This is a genomic window from Nocardia aurea (assembly GCF_003123685.1).
Lineage (GTDB): Bacteria > Actinomycetota > Actinomycetes > Mycobacteriales > Mycobacteriaceae > Nocardia > Nocardia aurea.
On sequence record NZ_QCYJ01000084.1, the window covers coordinates 131,699 to 147,611 of the forward strand.

The 15,913-nt window shown below is 67.5% G+C and carries 17 protein-coding genes; 8 read left to right on the plus strand and 9 right to left on the minus strand.

The window, feature by feature from the left end; translation table 11 throughout:
- The first annotated feature begins 1 nt into the window (after position 1).
- The 4 genes from DAT37_RS13860 (at position 2) to DAT37_RS13875 (ending at position 3,689) form a co-directional block, all read left to right on the plus strand.
- On the plus strand, positions 2-487 hold the full coding sequence (locus DAT37_RS13860; RefSeq protein WP_109525134.1) for a hypothetical protein: 486 nt from the start codon (positions 2-4) through the stop codon (positions 485-487).
- A 9-nt stretch (positions 488-496) separates the two neighbouring features.
- On the plus strand, positions 497-2,221 hold the full coding sequence (locus DAT37_RS13865; RefSeq protein WP_109525135.1) for an asparagine synthetase B family protein: 1,725 nt from the start codon (positions 497-499) through the stop codon (positions 2,219-2,221).
- A gap of 16 nt (positions 2,222-2,237) precedes the next feature.
- Positions 2,238-2,984 carry a hypothetical protein gene (locus tag DAT37_RS13870; protein WP_109525136.1) on the plus strand — a complete coding sequence of 249 codons (747 nt, stop codon included), beginning with the start codon at positions 2,238-2,240 and terminating at the stop codon, positions 2,982-2,984.
- Between the two features lie 168 nt (positions 2,985-3,152).
- Positions 3,153-3,689, plus strand: coding sequence for a hypothetical protein (locus tag DAT37_RS13875; protein WP_109525137.1), 537 nt, complete (start codon positions 3,153-3,155; stop codon positions 3,687-3,689).
- Positions 3,690-3,737: 48 nt separating this feature from the next.
- On the opposite strand, the gene hsaB is transcribed toward DAT37_RS13875, so the two are convergent.
- The 4 genes from hsaB to hsaA all read right to left on the minus strand — a co-directional run bounded on the left by hsaB (position 3,738) and on the right by hsaA (position 7,367).
- Entirely contained in the window at positions 3,738-4,340 is a 603-nt protein-coding gene (gene hsaB / locus DAT37_RS13880) for a 3-hydroxy-9,10-secoandrosta-1,3,5(10)-triene-9,17-dione monooxygenase reductase subunit (RefSeq protein WP_109525138.1), read from the minus strand.
- A complete protein-coding gene (hsaC, locus tag DAT37_RS13885) occupies positions 4,337-5,242 on the minus strand; it encodes an iron-dependent extradiol dioxygenase HsaC (RefSeq protein ID WP_109525139.1) in 906 nt (301 codons plus the stop codon). Before hsaC ends, hsaB begins: the two co-directional genes overlap by 4 nt.
- Before the next feature lie 64 nt (positions 5,243-5,306).
- A complete protein-coding gene (gene hsaD, locus DAT37_RS13890) occupies positions 5,307-6,191 on the minus strand; it encodes a 4,5:9,10-diseco-3-hydroxy-5,9,17-trioxoandrosta-1(10),2-diene-4-oate hydrolase (RefSeq protein WP_109525140.1) in 885 nt (294 codons plus the stop codon).
- Between the two features lie 12 nt (positions 6,192-6,203).
- The gene (gene hsaA / locus DAT37_RS13895; RefSeq protein WP_109525141.1) at positions 6,204-7,367 is read right to left on the minus strand and encodes a 3-hydroxy-9,10-secoandrosta-1,3,5(10)-triene-9,17-dione monooxygenase oxygenase subunit; all 1,164 of its coding nucleotides are present in this window, start codon (positions 7,365-7,367) and stop codon (positions 6,204-6,206) included.
- 198 nt (positions 7,368-7,565) lie between these two features.
- Between hsaA and DAT37_RS13900 the strand changes: the two genes are divergently transcribed.
- Together DAT37_RS13900 and DAT37_RS13905 are read left to right on the plus strand one after the other, a co-directional pair.
- Positions 7,566-8,777: a Rieske 2Fe-2S domain-containing protein gene (locus DAT37_RS13900; RefSeq protein WP_109525142.1), complete on the plus strand. Its 1,212-nt coding sequence runs from the start codon at positions 7,566-7,568 to the stop codon at positions 8,775-8,777.
- The gene (locus DAT37_RS13905) at positions 8,777-9,106 is read left to right on the plus strand and encodes a hypothetical protein (protein WP_109525143.1); all 330 of its coding nucleotides are present in this window, start codon (positions 8,777-8,779) and stop codon (positions 9,104-9,106) included. Before DAT37_RS13900 ends, DAT37_RS13905 begins: the two co-directional genes overlap by 1 nt.
- Positions 9,107-9,193: 87 nt before the next feature.
- Here the strand turns inward: DAT37_RS13905 and DAT37_RS13910 are convergent, their stop codons facing one another.
- Together DAT37_RS13910 and DAT37_RS13915 are read right to left on the minus strand one after the other, a co-directional pair.
- On the minus strand, positions 9,194-9,604 hold the full coding sequence (locus DAT37_RS13910) for a cupin domain-containing protein (protein WP_109525144.1): 411 nt from the start codon (positions 9,602-9,604) through the stop codon (positions 9,194-9,196).
- A gap of 28 nt (positions 9,605-9,632) precedes the next feature.
- Positions 9,633-10,670, minus strand: coding sequence for a saccharopine dehydrogenase NADP-binding domain-containing protein (locus DAT37_RS13915; RefSeq protein WP_198654265.1), 1,038 nt, complete (start codon positions 10,668-10,670; stop codon positions 9,633-9,635).
- Between the two features lie 92 nt (positions 10,671-10,762).
- Between DAT37_RS13915 and DAT37_RS45460 the strand changes: the two genes are divergently transcribed.
- Positions 10,763-11,980 carry a helix-turn-helix transcriptional regulator gene (locus DAT37_RS45460; RefSeq protein WP_232839739.1) on the plus strand — a complete coding sequence of 406 codons (1,218 nt, stop codon included), beginning with the start codon at positions 10,763-10,765 and terminating at the stop codon, positions 11,978-11,980.
- Positions 11,977-12,993 (plus strand): phosphotransferase family protein, encoded by a 1,017-nt coding sequence (locus tag DAT37_RS13930; protein ID WP_109525146.1) that lies wholly within the window; start codon positions 11,977-11,979, stop codon positions 12,991-12,993. The genes DAT37_RS45460 and DAT37_RS13930 overlap by 4 nt, the downstream gene beginning before the upstream one ends.
- Before the next feature lie 224 nt (positions 12,994-13,217).
- Here DAT37_RS13930 and DAT37_RS13935 read toward each other — a convergent pair whose 3' ends face one another.
- From DAT37_RS13935 to DAT37_RS13945, 3 genes are all read right to left on the minus strand, one after another.
- Entirely contained in the window at positions 13,218-13,970 is a 753-nt protein-coding gene (locus DAT37_RS13935) for a DUF427 domain-containing protein (RefSeq protein ID WP_109525147.1), read from the minus strand.
- 126 nt (positions 13,971-14,096) lie between these two features.
- Entirely contained in the window at positions 14,097-15,344 is a 1,248-nt protein-coding gene (locus tag DAT37_RS13940; protein ID WP_109525148.1) for an MFS transporter, read from the minus strand.
- A gap of 10 nt (positions 15,345-15,354) precedes the next feature.
- Positions 15,355-15,813, minus strand: coding sequence for a MarR family winged helix-turn-helix transcriptional regulator (locus DAT37_RS13945; RefSeq protein WP_109525149.1), 459 nt, complete (start codon positions 15,811-15,813; stop codon positions 15,355-15,357).
- Positions 15,814-15,913 lie beyond the last annotated feature (100 nt).

The following is a 15,913-nucleotide window of genomic DNA, read 5'->3' on the forward strand; positions in this document are numbered from 1 at the left end:
CATGTCGGTGCGACGGCAAGTCACCTATTCCGATGAACTGCTCACCGACGGCACCGTGCACCGGCGCTATTCCGACGGTCGGCAGGAGTGGCGTTCGCGCGGGCCCGGCACCACGGTGTCCTGGCGAGACGACCGCGGCACTTCCGGAATCGACGAACCGCTGGGCCGCACCATGGTGAAACGCGTCTTCAGCAACGGGACCGTGCTGTACGGGAGGGAATCCGGGTACGGCCGCACCCTGTGGAGCGACGGACTGCTCACCGTCAACCGTTCCTCTTTCGGCGGCAGGCTCGGCGCGATCCTCGCCGCGGTGGCGGGCGGCGCGTTGCTCGGCGGTCTGATCATGCCGCCGGATTTCATGTCGGCGGCCGAGGAGGACGAATTGCGCAGACAGGCGGCGACGCAACCCTCCGGTTCCGACGGCGGTTCCGACGATTACGGCGACTGGGGTGACGACTCCGATGACGGCGGCGGCGATTTCGGTTAGGGGAGAGCCATGTCTCGCTGGTGCGCGTTCCTGACCTCGGACGATCCGTCGGGGTCCGTCCGTGCGGTCGGTGGCGACCCGGTCGCCGTGACCGATCGTCACGCCCTGGGGCTACTCCCGGGATCCGGCGCGCCCGCCGGATATTTCACCGCGGGTGAGCTGACCGCCGTCGGCGCGGTCACCCTGCTCAACGCCGCGAAACTACGCGCCGCGCTCGGTGCCGACGCGCCACCTCCTGATGCCGCGGACGGCGAACTGCTGCTGCGGATGTACGCGCGTTTCGGCAACGCCGGAATCGCCCGCGCCGACGGCATGTTCGTCCTCGCCGTCGCCGACGGCACCGATCTCGTGCTGTTGCGCGACCACGTCGGCACCCGCACTCTCTTCTACGCCCGAGCGGGCCGCGCGTGGGCCGCGTCGGGTTCGATTCGCGCCGTGGCCGATTGGCCCGCGCTGCGCACCGGCCTGCACCTGCCCGCCGTGCGCTCGTTCCTCACCTTCGCCTACCTCCCCGGCCGGGAAACCCTCTTCCGCGACGTCCACGAGGCCCTTCCCGGTCGCTGCCTCCGCCTGCGTCCCGACGGCACCTCGGTCGAGGAAAGCTATTGGGAGCCCGCCGAAGCCGCCGATGACCGTTCCGCCGCCGCGCACGCGCTCGACCTGCGCGCCCTGCTGGAGGACGCCACCGTGCGACGCCTGCCAGTGGGCGAACCGGTCGGCGTGCTGCTCTCGGGCGGTATCGACAGCAGTCTGGTCACCGCACTCGCCGCCAAGAACCACGATCAGACGGTGCGTTCGTATTCGATCGCCTTCACCGGCACCACGCCCAACGAACTCGCCTACTCCGGACTCGTCGCCGCGCACTGCCATACCGAGCATCGCGTGCTGACGGTGCCGGGGGAGACCGTCGCGGCCCGGCTGGCCGAGACGGTGGCACTGCTCGACTGCCCGGTCGGCGATCCGCTGACGGTCCCCAATCTGCTGCTCGCCGAAGCCGCGGCCGCCGACGGCGCGCGGGTCGTGCTCAACGGCGAGGGCGGCGATCCGGTCTTCGGTGGTCCGAAGAACCTGCCCATGTTGATCTTCGAACTCACCCGCGACGATCTGGATCCGACCGCCAGGGCCCACGCCTACCTCGACAGTTACCGCAAATGCTACGGCGACCTTCCGGTCCTGCTCAACCCCGATGTGCTCGCCGCGCTCACCGACGCGCCGCCCCTGACCGACCTGCTCGCGCCCACCCTCACCCAGGGCGCGATGACGAGTCTGCTCAACCAGCTGCTGCACACGAATCTGCGCACCAAGGGCGCGCACCACATCCTCACCAAGGTCGAACGGCTCACCGCCGCAAGCGGATCGGAGGGACGCGCGCCGCTGTTCGACCGCGCCGTCATCGACCACGCATTCCGGGTTCCGCCGCGTTTCAAACTCGCGGGCGCCACCGAGAAATGGATTCTCAAGGAGGCGGTCCGGGATCTGCTGCCCGCGACCATCGTCGACCGCCCCAAGAGCGGAATGCGGGTGCCGGTGCAGCAGTGGCTGGCCGGTCCGCTGCGCGACCTCGGCCACGATCTGCTGCTCGGCCGCTCCGCGCGGGCTCGCGGACTGTTCCGCGAGGACACCATCCGGGCCTGGTTGCGGGGGGACGGCGCGCTGCTGCCACGTCAGGGCGGCAAACTGTGGCTGGTGCTCTCGCTGGAACTGTGGTTGCGAGCATTCGACGTCGGTCCGTGAGAGGAGCCACCACCCCATGTCCGATCCCCGGATCAAGAACACCGCGGACGACGAGAACGAGATCCACGAGGTGGCCGACTTCGAAGACGCGGGCCGCAATATCGTGACGCCCGTCGCGACCTTCCCCGCCGAGGTCGCCCTCGTGGTCGTGCAGACCTTCGCCGAGATCGTCAGGAAGGCGAAAACCCTGCGCGTCGCGACCACACCCGATGTCGACGGGATCGTCCGCTCGCAGACCTTCGAGGAGGGCGATGTCTACATGATCGAGAAGCCCTTCGACGGATTCTTCGCCGACCGGTACCTGATGGATTTCTACGATGTCGGCGAACGCGGTATCTGTTCGCGCATGCACCTGCACACCGGCCTGCGTTTCGTGCGCATGATGACCGGTCCCGACACCCGTATCCGGGTCAGCAGTCTGTCACCGTTCGAGGTGAATCACGTCGAAGGCGTGACCCCGTTCCACCCCGAACGGTTCATCGACGATCTGCCCGACACCCGGCCCGGCGTGCACCGCCCCCGATACAACGTGATCGTGCCGCCCTGTTCCTTCATGGATATGCAGATTCCGCGCGGGGTGAGTCATCAGTTCAATGCCTTCGGTCCGCACGCGGTGATCGATTCGGTGCACCCGGAGGAATCCATCGAGGTCTTCCGCGAGCAGATGTCCGGATTCCGGATGATGGCGCAGACCGTATTCCTGGCCGAGGAATCCCCCGACGCCGCGACCTGCGCCGAGGTCACCGTGCGTCCGCGCGCCTGATCGTTGTCTTCCGGACCTGCCGCGGGGGGTGTCCGCGCCCCTATACTGGCAGGGCAGATCTGGTCGGGCGGTGCGAGATGTACGCGCGTTCGGCGCTCAACGCATACTCTCGGTGGTCGCCCGCGAGTCGGAGCGAGCGATCGACGCCCCTCCCGGAGGGAGATCAGCATGACCGATCCGACCCAGGTGAAAGCCTGTCTCACCTGCCGCGAATACGCCGATCCGGTGCTGGCGGCATTCCTGGTCCCCGAACCACTCGTGCACGGCGGCTGCATGCTGCACCTCCTCGAACAGACACCGCTGCGCGCGGGCCTGACGATGCCGCGCCCGGATCTGATGACCCTGATCCAGACCCAGGTCGACCCGCACAGTTCGGTCCGCGCCGAATTCCGTGCCCTTCCCGCCCTGTCCGCCCGCCTGCCCGACTACGACCGCACCCGCGCCATCCTGCACGACCACCTCATCGACGACCCGATCCCGGTCGGCCTCGACACCGCGGACTCCGACGACATGGCCCGCCTGTCCCTGCTCCCCGAACACCCCATCGGCCCCCGCCGCGTCGACGACTTCCAGGACTACGCCGTCCGCCAGGCCATGCTCGCCATCTACCGTCACTTCGACGTCGACCAGGGCATCCCCCTGCTCTACCACGGCTACGCCGACCCCACCACCGGCTGGTTCGCCCTCCGCGCAGCCTCCGCCTGACCCCGAACGCCGAACAGCCGCGCGGTGGCGCGCGGCTGTTCGCTGTGGTCAGAGCCAGGTGTCGAGGGTGGTGGTGGTGAGGAAGTGGTCCAGGTCGGCTCGCCAGGGGGCCGGGGTGGTCTTGTCCGGTTCGATGGCGGTGTACTGGCCTCGGTAGAACAGCAGGGGTCTGCCGGAATCGGTGGATTCCGACAGGGCCTGCACGCGGCCGATCACGATGTAGTGGTCACCGCCGTCGATCACGCTGTCGACCACGCACTGGATGGTGGCCAGCGCGTCGTCTAGTAGCGGGAGTTCCAAATCGGAGGTGCGCCACGGGATTCCGGCGAATTTATCGGGTTCGCGGGAGCCGAACCGGGCGCAGGTCGGCTGCTGTTCCTCGGCGAGGACGTTGACGCAGAACCGCCCCGACCGTTCGATCGCCGCCCAGGACCGCGAGTTCTTGGTCGGGCAGAACAGGACGAGCGGCGGTTCCAGCGACAGCGCCGCGAAGGACTGGCACGCGAACCCCACGGGGGTTCCATCGCCGTCGAACGTGGTGATCACGGTGATGCCGGTGCAGAATTGGCCGAGTACGTTCCGGAACTGGCGCGCGTCGATCACCGGACCCGCCGCCGGGTCCGCCACGGTTTCGCCGACCCCGTCCGTCATTGCGGTTTCATGCCGACCGTGAAGTCGTGACCCCACAGGCTCACGGCGGTCGATTCCCTGGCGATCCACGAATCGTCCTCGACTTCGAGTCCCTCGCAACCGAATTCGACGTCGAAACCGCCGGGCGTCTTCATGTAGAACGACAGCATCTTGTCGTTGACGTGCCGTCCGAGCGTCGCCGACATCGGAACCTTCTTGCGCAGCGCGCGATCCAGCGCCAGACCCACGTCGTCGGCGTTCTCGACCTCCAGCATGAGGTGCACGATCCCGCTCGGGGTCGGCAGCGGCAGGAAGGCCAGCGAATGATGGCGCGGGTTGCAGCCGAAGAACCGCAGCCAGGCCGGTTCGCCGTCGGCCGGACGCCCGACCATCTGCGGCGGCATCCGCATCGAATCGCGCAACCGGAAGCCCAGGACGTCGCGGTAGAAGACCAGCGCGGCGGCGTCGTCGGTGGTGCTCAGGACGACGTGGCCCAGACCCTGTTCCTCGGTGACGAACCGGTGCCCGTACGGGGTGACCAGGCGTCGGGATTCGAGCGCGACCCCGTGGAAGGCTTCCAGCGTATTGCCGGAGGGATCCTCGAACCGGATCAACCCGTCGACGCGCCGGTCGAGTTTCTCCGCCGCGGTGCCCTCCTTGAAGGGCACCCCCGCCGCGTCGAGCCGATCCCGGACATCCTGGAGTTCACCGGCGTTCGCGGTCTCCCAGCCGGACACCAGTAGCCGTTCCCGTTCGCCCGGCACGATGACCAGCCGGGCCGGGAATTCGTCCATCCGCAGATACAGCGATTCGGGATCGGTGCCGTTGCCCGCGACCATCCCGAGCACTTTGAGCCCGTATTCGCGCCACGCCGCCATATTCGCGGTCTCGATGCGCAGATACCCCAGTGATCGAATACCCATCACGTCTCCTGAGTGTTGCCGGACGCTCGGCCGGTGCCCGCGAGCGCCGCGCGATCGTGGTCCATCATCGCTCCTTGCCGCGCGAACCGGCGATGAAATCCGAGGCCAGTCGGTTGAATTCGTCGAATTTCTCCAACTGCGCCCAGTGTCCACAGCCGCCGAAGACGTGCAGTTGCACCCTCGGCAACAGTTTGGTGGCCACGATCGCGCCGTCGAGCGGGTTGACCCGGTCCTCCCGGCCCCAGATCAACAGCACCGGCTGGCGCAGTTTGTAGGCGTCGCGCCAGAGCATGCCCTGTTCGAAATCGGCTCCGGAGAACGATTTACCCATGGCCCTGGTCGCCGCCAACGATTCGGGCTGCCGCGCCGATTCGAAGCGTTCGTCGATCAGTTCCTCGGTGATCAGCGACTGGTCGAAGACCATGATCCGCAGGAACGCTTCCAGATTCGCCCTGGTCGGTTCGTAGTTGAACTTCGCCAGATTCTTCACGCCCTCGGTCGGGTCGGGCGCGAAGACGTTCACGCTGAGCCCGCCCGGACCCATCAGCACGAGTTTGCCCGCGAGTTCGGGGTAGTCGAGCGCGAAACGCACCGCGGCCCCGCCGCCGAGCGAATTGCCCAGCAGGTGAACACGTTCGGTGATCCGGAGGTGATCGAGCAGATCCTTCAGCGCCGAGGCGCTGTGCACGAAGTACTGCGGGTGCTCGGTCGGCTTGTCCGAGCGCCCGAATCCGGGCTGGTCCACCGCGAGCACGTGGAAATTCCGCGCCAGCACCGGAATGTTGCGGGAGAAATTCGACCACGAGGACGCGCCGGGGCCGCCGCCGTGCAGCAGCACGATCGTCGGCCCGTTGCCGACCCCGGCCTCGTGGTAGTGCAGTCGGAGATCGGGACGCACCTGGGCGTACTTGGAAGTGGATTCGTAGGTGAGTTCCACCGTCGAGGTCACGACAAGGTCCTCCTAGACCATGGTGTCGGTGATCGGCAGGCCGAATTCGCCGGAGCCGAAGACCGTGTAGGCGCGTTCGGGATCGTTGGCTGCGTGCACCCGCCCGGCGTGGGCGTCTCGCCAGAATCGCTGTAGCGGTGTGCCGTTGGCCAACGCGGTGGCGCCGGAGCTCTCGAACAGCTTGTCGATCGAGGCGATGGCGCGTCCGGTGGCGCGGACCTGGTCGCGCCTGGCGCGCAGCCGCAGCTCGAAAGGCACTTCCTCACCGGCGACGATATGCGCGTACTCGTCGGCGATATTGCCCGAGAGCTGACGCCACGCGGCGTCGATATCGCTGGCGGCTTCCGCGATGCGGACCTTGGCGAACGGATCGTCCTTGGCCTTCTCCCCGGCGTAGGCGGCGCGGATGCGCTTGCCCTGGTGTTCCACGTGCGCGGCGTACGCGCCGTAGGCCATGCCGACGATGGGCGTGGAGATGGTGGTGGGGTGGATGGTGCCCCAGGGCATCTTGTACACCGGGTCGGTGTTCTGTTCCAGGCCGGGCGATTTCAGTTCGCTCATCGCGCGGAAGCTGAGGAAGCGGTGCCGCGGCACGAAGACGTTCTCGACCACGATGGTGTTGGAGCCGGTGCCGCGCAGGCCGACCACATTCCAGACGTCATCGATGCGGTATTCGGAGCGGGGGATGAGGAAGCTGCCGAAGTCGACGGGCTTGCCGTCCTTGATGACCGGGCCGCCGACGACCACCCAGTCCGCGTGGTCGGATCCCGAGGACCAGGCCCACGAACCGTTGACGGTGTAGCCGCCGTCGGTGACCACGCCAGCGCCCATCGGGGCGTAGGACGAGGAGATGCGGACCTCGGTGTCCTCACCCCAGACGTCCTGCTGCGCCTCCTGCGAGAACAGCGCCAGATGCCAGTTGTGCACGCCGATGATGCCCGCGACCCATCCGGTGGAACCGCACGCGCTCGCGATCTTGCGCACGGTGTCGTAGAAAACGACGGGATCGGCCGCGTAGCCGCCCCACTGGGTGGGCTGCAACAACCGGAAGAACCCGGTCTCCTGTAGCGCCTTGACGGTCTCGTCGGGCAGCCGCCGCAGGTCCTCGGCCTCCTGCGCCTTCTCGCGCAGCGTCGGCAACAGCGCTTCGACCCGTTCGGTCACTTCTTGCGTCATCTCGGGACCTGCTCCTGCCTGGTCGGATTGGTAACCGGTACTCATTTGCCTCTGAGACTAGAACAGGTTCTTATTTATGTCGAGAACCGGTGTTCCACGCGGGTAAAACATGGACATGTGCTGGAAGTGAGCGGAATCGCTGGCGTCGAACGCGACATTTTTGTAACGTGTTCTAGTACAGAAGGAGGAGGATTCGCGATGGCGGTTACCCCACAGGGGAGCGGTGCGAAAGTCCGCGAGCTGGATGTCGGCTCGGTGCCGACCCGGTATGCGCGGGGATGGCACTGCATCGGCCTTGCCAAGAACTTCCGGGACGGCAAGCCGCACGCGGTGAGCGTCTTCGGCACCAAACTCGTGGTCTGGGCCGACAGCGAGGGCGAACTGCGCGTGCTCGACGCCTATTGCAGGCATATGGGCGGCGACCTGTCGATGGGCGAGGTGAAGGGCGACGATATCGCCTGCCCGTTCCACGACTGGCGCTGGTCGGGCACCAACGGCAAATGCTCGGCGATTCCGTACGCGCGCCGGGTGCCGCCGCTGGCGCGGACCCGCAAATGGACCACGCTGGAACGCAACGGTCAGCTGTTCGTCTGGCACGACCACGAGGGCAGCCAGCCGCCGCCGGAGGTCACCATCCCGCATATCGTCGGCCCCTACACCGACGAGCAGGGCGGCCCGGTCGAGCAACTCGACAGCGGCTGGACGGACTGGACCTGGAATTCGATGCTGATCGAGGGCGCCAACTGCCGCGAGATCATCGACAACGTGGTCGACATGGCGCACTTCTTCTACATCCACTTCGCCTTCCCGACCTATTTCAAGAACGTCTTCGAAGGTCATATCGCCACCCAGTTCCTGGAGACCAAGGGCAGGCCCGATATCGGCATGGCGTCCAAGTACAGCGGCGACACCCTGCTGAAATCGGAGGCGTCCTATTTCGGACCCTCCTACATGATCAACCCGCTGGTCAATGTCTACAGCGGATACGAGGTCAAGAGCGTCCTGATCAACTGCCACTACCCGGTGACGCAGGATTCGTTCGTACTCCAGTGGGGGATCACGCTGGAGAAGCCGCAGGGCGTCGACGGCCCGACCGCCGACAAACTGGCGGCGAAGATGACCGAGGGCATCAGCGTCGGCTTCCTCCAGGACGTCGAGATCTGGAAGCACAAGTCCAAGGTCGAGAATCCGCTGCTGTGCGAGGAGGACGGCCCCGTCTACCAGCTGCGCCGCTGGTACGACCAGTTCTACGTCGACCTCGCCGAGGTCACCGACAAGATGACCCAGCGTTTCGAATTCGAGGTCGACACCACCAAGGCCAACGAGGCGTGGGAGGCCGAGGTCGCGGAGAATCTGCGACGCAAGGCCGAATCCGACGCGGCCGACGCGGCCCAGGAGGCGAGTGTCTGATGTCGTCGAGCTGGGCCAAGGCACCCGATTTCGCCGATCAGCCCGCGCGGCGAGCCGAAGTGCAGTCCCAGACCGTCGCCGACAGGAAGCGCTACCTGGAGGACGGGCTCACGCCGCTGAACTGTCACACCTGCCACAGTCGCGTGCTGGTGCGCAAGGCGAGCTCGCATCAGACCTCGGTGCAGTGGACGGACAATCCCGCCGCCCACTGCCCGGTCTATGCCGAACTGGCGGCCAAGGGCAATGCGCCCGGCCGTCCCGACTCCTGCCCGCATCTGGAGAAGACCATCAAGTGGGCGGTGGACGAGGGGGTCATCGAAGTCCGGTGAGCGCACCCCGGTCGCAGCGGACATTCTGCGGCCGGGAACGCGGGATCCTGCCCGTTCGCGGCGCGAATGACCGCTGAGGCCGGATATTCAGTCGAGTCGGAAATCCGCGAAGTCGAATCCGGGCGAGACGATACAACTGACCAGCGCGTAGTCCGCCCCCAACGGCCACGCCGCCTGGCTGACCCCGCCCGGCACCACCGCCTGGAGCACCTGCCCCCGCTCGACGTCGGGCCCGAGTATCACCTCGGCACCGCCGATATCGAGCACGAGCGGCCCGCCCCGGTGCCAGAGCCACACCTCGTCGGAGGTGACCGTGTGCGGGGCGGACCGCTCTCCCGGCATCAGAAGGAAATAGATCCCGGTCGCGCTCGCTCGCGATCCGGCATATCCCTCGGGGGCGAATTCCACGGCGCTGCGCCAGGTTTCCCGATACCAGCCGCCTTCCGGGTGCGGAGCCAGATCCAATGCCGCGGCCAAGTCGGGTCGATTCTCGGTCATCACCCGACTATGCCCGACGGCCACGCTGTCACTCGATCCGCCACGTGATGCCGAACTGTTCGAGCGAGTCCAGGATCCGCACCGCGTCGAACGCCTCCGCCGGTGCGAGCGCGCCCGGTTTCGCCTCGCCTCGGGCCAGTCGGACCGCGATCTCGACCGTCAGCAGAGCGGAGTCGCGGTAGGAGTCCACCCCGCTGACGACGCCGCGGACTCGCGCACCGTCGGACCCGTACGCGTCGACGACGAGGTCGTAGCGCAGGTCCGCGCTCGGTGTCTCGGGCAGGGAGTCGACGATCTCGGCGGTGAACCCGCCGAGTTGGTCGAGAATCGAGGTCGCGACCACGCCTTCGACGGAGGAGACCTCCGAGTGACGGGGGATGGTGAGCACCGGCGGCTGCGGGAATTTCGATACCGCCGTCGGCATGCTGTCGCCGGGGAAGGTCATCTCGGGGTGCCGGGCCGTCGTGCCGGTGCGCAATTCGCCGTCCGCGTAGTGCCAGCCGCCCGAACGGAACCAGTCGAGTCCGGCGAGAACCGTTCGCGCGCTGCCTTTCGACCCGTTTCCGCCGCTCTTGCTCAGGTGGCTGATGACGATGTCGGCGGGGCCCGCGACCCGGCGCGACGTCAGGTAGGCCAGCAGGTCGGCGGGCAGGCTGTTGTCGGTGACCCCCGAGATCACCGTCACCCCTGCGGCTTCGGCGCGCGCGGAGTACACGTCGAGAACCCGCTTCAGGAACAGTTGTTCGCCCGACACGTCGGTGTAGTGCGCGCCCGCGTCGATGGCGGCCGCGAGCACCGGTTCGCCGTTGTCCACGTAGGCGGGCAGGGCGCTGATCACCACGTCCGCACCGGAGAAGGCGGCGACCAGCGCGTCGTGGTCACCGAGAGCGGCGACCGTGATTTGCGCGTCCGTCAGTTCCGCCGCGTCGGCGGCGGCGCGCAATCGTGCCGCGTCCCGGCCGACCAGGATCGGGGTGAGTCCGCGTCGGCGCAGTTCCCCGAGGATGTGACCGCCGGTGATGCCGGAGGCACCGTAGACGGCGATGGTGGTTTTCGTCGTTGTCATGAACCCACCGTATGGCGATTCGCTGAGCCTTTGAATGGCTGAATCGCTCTCTTCGATGTCCGAAACACTCATATCGACGCTAGGCTGGTGCGGTGGACGTCCTCAGTGAAACCGTCGCCGCGATCCGTACCGGCAACCCCGCCTCGGGCATGTTCGTCCGGCACGCGCCGTGGGGGCGGGAGTACCCGGTGGTGCCGGGTGCGGGGTTCCACGTCGTGCTGGAGGGGTCGTGTTACCTGATCCCGCCCGCCGGTGTGACCGTCGCTTCGCTGCGGAATGTGTCCGAATCGCCCATCGGCACAGGAACTCTCGAAACATCGCCCGTTGGGGCGGCGAATCGTGCCGGTGCTCGGGCATCGCGGATCGGATCACGTCCGAGCAGCGTCGGGCCCGCGGCGTTCGGCACGGAGCAGGGTTCGACAACGTTCGGTACAGCGCCAGGTTCGGCGGCGTCCGGCACGGCGCCGGTCTCCTCGGAACCGGGTGTCGTCACGCACTCCAACCGGCTTCTCCCGGAGTCACCGCGCAGGCCCGTCGGGATGCCCGCGGCGGGTGTACCCCTCGCGCTGGCGACAGGAGACGTGTTGTTCATGCCGCGCGGCGCCGACCATTACCTCGTCGACGACCTCGGCAGCCCGGTCACCGAAGTCGCGATTCCCGGCGAACCCCGCTATATCCCGGGTTCGGGGAACAGGACCGCATTGCTCTGCGGCGCGTACGGACTCGGCAGGCAGCGCAGCCACCCACTGCTGGACGAACTCCCCGAATTCATCCACCTCCCCGCCGACTCCCGCCGCGATCCCGCGCTGCGCGGCGCGGTCGACCTGCTCGCCGCCGAGATGACCGAACCCCGACTCGGCAGCGACGCCGTGGTCCCCGCGCTACTGGAAATGCTGCTGCTCTTCGCCCTGCGCTCCTGGTTCGACCAGCAGGCCACCGAACACGCCACCGGCTGGGCCGCCGCGTTCGCCGACCCGGCCGTCGCCGTCGCCCTGCGCGCGGTGCACGAAGAACCGGCCCGCGCGTGGACGGTCTCCGATCTCAGCGATATCGCGGGCGTGTCCCGCGCCACCCTGGCCCGTCGGTTCGCCGCCACCATCGGCGAACCCCCACTCGCCTACGTCACTCGCTGGCGCATGCTCACCGCCGCCCGACTGCTCCGCGACACCGACGCCGCCCTGAGCGCGATCGCCCGAAAAGTCGGCTACACCTCCGAATTCGCCTTCGCCAAAGCCTTCAAACGCGAATACGGGCTGGCCCCGGGCCGGTACCGCCACACCACCGACGAAACCCCGCTCATCGCGGTATGACCCGTCGGCTCGGCCACCGCTCGGTCCGCGCGGTACTCGACGGTCATCGCACGCTACTCGCTCGGCTGCTGCGCGGCGATGAGGTGACGGAGGTGCGCGAAGGCCAATTCCATACCGTCGTCATGGGTTCGGAGATCGTCGTCTGCCTGGCCCGTACACCCGCCGCCGCGCGACGACTCCCGGACCGCGCGGCTCGATTGGCGGCGCTCACCGGTGTCGATATCGGCGTCCTCGTTCCGAAACCACTGGCGCTGGACGTCTCCGGTGATCCGGCGTATCTGGTCACGACACTGGTTCCCGGTGCGCCGCTCGACCCCGCCACCCTCGAAGACCCGGCCGTGGCGGCCGCCGTGGTGCGCGGTTGTCACGCCGTACTCGCCGCGCTGTACTCGGTGGCGGCCGGGCGCTCGGTACTCGACTGCGACGTCGACACCGTTCGCTCGGACCTGCCCGCCGGGTTCGATTTCGGGCGGCGATCGTCGGTAGCTTCGGGCGGCGCGGATTCCCAATGGCCCGCAGCGATTCCCCCCGCTCACCCCGACCGCTGGGGCCGGTTCGCCGACGATATCCGCACCCGTCTGTACCCCCTCATGTCAGCGGAAGGCCGCCTCCGAGCCGATGCCGAACTGGCCGCGCTCGACTCGCTGCCGTACCGCACGAACGCGCTCGTCCACGGCGATCTTGGCGGCGAGAATCTGCTCTGGGAAAGAAGTTCCACCGGTCCTCGCCTCGTCGGCGTCGTCGACTGGGATTCCGCCTGCCTCGCGGACCGGGCCGAGGACTACGCGGCTCTGAGCGCGACCTTCGGCCATCGATTCCTGAACAGGCTCGTCGAGCTGTCCGATCCTGCCGTCACCGATGGCGCGCAAACCCCGACGACACCGTCGAGCCGTCCCGATCTCGTGCGGCGCATCACCGCTATCCGTGCGACTTTCGCTCTCCAGCAGGCACTCGCCGGACACCACGACAACGACAGTGCCGAGCTCGCCGACGGTCTCGCCGGGTACCGGTGAGCTCTGGCCGGTCGGCAAGCGTCACACGCGCTTGTACCCGCCGCACAGCGTCGACGGCGGGCGACGAGGAACGCGCAGTGGATCTCGACGGGAGTTCCCCGGCCGGTTGTCCCGAGGTCGTCGGCGTATGACGGCCGACGCGGGCACCCGAGCGATCCGTCGGTCGCGTTCGACGTGTCCACAGCTCGCCCGAGCGAGAACCGGTACCCCGCCGACACTTTCGATCAGCTGAACGGCGTCTTCGGCCGTTCCTGGAGCACATCGTCGACGTAGATGTCGACCTTCTCGTTGTAGAAACAGGCGAGCCCGGCGATCTTCTGGCTCTCCGCGACCGGGGTGCGGTAGATCCACACGTAGTCCGCGTATTCGGTGTCGCCGACCCGCACGTTCCAGTAGTCGGCATTGCCCTTGTAGGGGCAGCTGGTGTGGGTGTCGGAGGTCGACAGCAGATCGGTGCGGACGTCGGTCAGCGGCAGGTAATACCGTGCGGGAAGGCCGGTTTCGAACAGGATGCGCGCGGCGCGCGAATCGGCGACGGTGACGCCGTCGATCTCCACGCGGATATGGCGTGAGCCGGCCAGGATGTCCACGCGCGAATACGGATTCCGTGGGTGTACGTAGACGGGTTCGTCCTCCTCGAACCATTCGTCCATCGCGTCCCACTCCAGCCGTACCAGCTCCTGGAGTTCGGGGATCGGCGAATCGTGGTAGCGCAACGCGGCGTTCTCCGCCGTGATCCCCGCCACGACGACGTCGTATCCGGTGCCGTCACCGCGACTGGGGGAGTGTTTGCTCGTACCGCTGGCCTCCAGCGTCGCGAACACGTCAGCGGCGGGCAGGTAATAGGTGGGATAGTGCGGGTTCTCCCACACCAGCACCGGCCGGATCGAGTCGGCGACCAGATGCCCGCCCAGATAGACCCTGACCCGCTTCTTGCCGGTTTCCAGTGTGACCCGCCCACGCTGCGCATCGCCCATACCGCTCGACGCTACTCCGCGATTTCCCGACCGGGCGGCGCCTGCCGCCGGTGTCACGTTCGCCGATCTGCGATGACGCCGTGGTTCCGCCCGGATCGGTGTCCACCTACGTCGAGAGGTCCGGGGTCAGTCGCCGACGGTGATCGCCCGTGCCTCGTCGACGCTGTGCGCCGCCGGATCGTGTTCGTCGAGGTGGGCCAGTGCCGCTCGCCCGGACGCCAGCACCAGCACCGCCGCCGCCGTGCACGCCGCGCCGACCCAGAACGGCAGGCCGATATTGTGCTCGCCGAGTTTGCCCGCGAGGTAGGGGGCCGCCGCACCGCCCGCGAAGCGGACGAAGCTGTACGCGGCCGAGGCGGTCGCTCGCTCGACCGGAGCGGAGATCATGACGGCTTCGGTGATCAGTGTGTTGTTCACACCGAGGAACAGGCCCGCGACGACGGTTCCCGCGATCAGTACCGGCTTGTGTTCGGCGAAGACGGCCATGACCGCGAGATCGGCGGCGAACAGTCCGAGCGAGACCCCCATCATCGGCAGCGTGCCGAAGCGCTTCTGCAGGCGAGGGGCGAGGAAGACCGACGCGACGGCGAGCAGGATGCCCCAGCCGCAGAAGATGAATCCGATGGCGTAGGTGCCCATGTCGAGCGGGAACGGGGTGTAGGCGAGCAGGGTGAAGAAGCCGAAGTTGTAGAGCAGCGCGGTGATGCTGACCGTCAGCAGGCCGCGATGGCGCAGCGCCGCGAAAGGCGCGGTGATCGAGGTGTGATGGGCCGGTTTCGGTCCGTCCGGCAGCAGGGTGACGATGGCGACGAAGGCGATGACCATGAGCACCGAGACGCCGAAGAACGGTCCGCGCCAGCTGATTCCGCCGAGCAGGCCGCCGACCAGCGGACCGGTCGCGATGCCGATGCCGAGCGCCGCCTCGTAGAGAATGATCGCGCGCGAGACGCCGCCGGTGGACGCCCCGACGATGGTGGCGAGCGCGGTGGCGATGAACAGGGCGTTGCCAAGACCCCACCCCGCGCGGAAGCCGATGATCTGCGCGACCGTGTCCGACATTCCGGCCAGCGCCGCGAACACGACGATGATCGCGAGCCCGGCCAGCAGGGTCTTCTTCGCGCCGAAGCGGCTCGACACCACACCGGTGATCAGCATGGCCACCCCTGTCACCAGCATGTAGCTGGTGAACAGCAGCGATACCTGCGATGGCGAGGCGTGCAGCTGTTCGCCGATCGGCTTCAGGATGGGATCAACGAGTCCGATACCCATGAAGGCGATGACGCTGGCGAAGGCGACGGCCCAGACGGCTTTGGGCTGTCTGGATCTCGGCGCGGTGCGCGCGGTGAGATCGGCGTCGGGCGCGGTCACTGTCATGGGATCACCTCTAGGTCGAATAGTGCTGTGGCGGAGCGCTCTTCAATGCGTCGAGCAGGTCTTTCAGATCGGCTTCCATGCGAGCCAGACGCGCCGGATCGAATTCGGCCAGCCTGCTCGCGAAGGTGGCGCCGTAGCGGCGGCGCGCACGGTGGAGGCGATCGCGTCCGGCCGGGGTGAGGGTGACGACGACGGCCCGGGAATCCTCCGGGTCCTTGCTTCGGGTGGCGTATCCGTCCGCGACGAGTCTGCCGATCAGCGCCGTTGCCGCCGGCTGTGAACATCGATCGATTCGGGCGAATTCGCTGACCCGCATCGCGCCGTGTTCTTCGAGCACCGCGAGTGCTCGGAGGACGGCACGCGGCAGATCGTCGCCGCCGCTCGCCCCGGCCAGCCGGGTGAGCCTGCCCGCGGTGACGAGGAGGTCGACCACGCTGTCTTCTATGGGAGTCACCGGGGGCAGCTGCACCTAAATATTATTACATAAGCTAACTATCTATTCCCGGTGAGGGTCGTCACCGGACCCGCACGAATTATCCCCAGGAGTGTCGAACCCCTGGGGATAACTG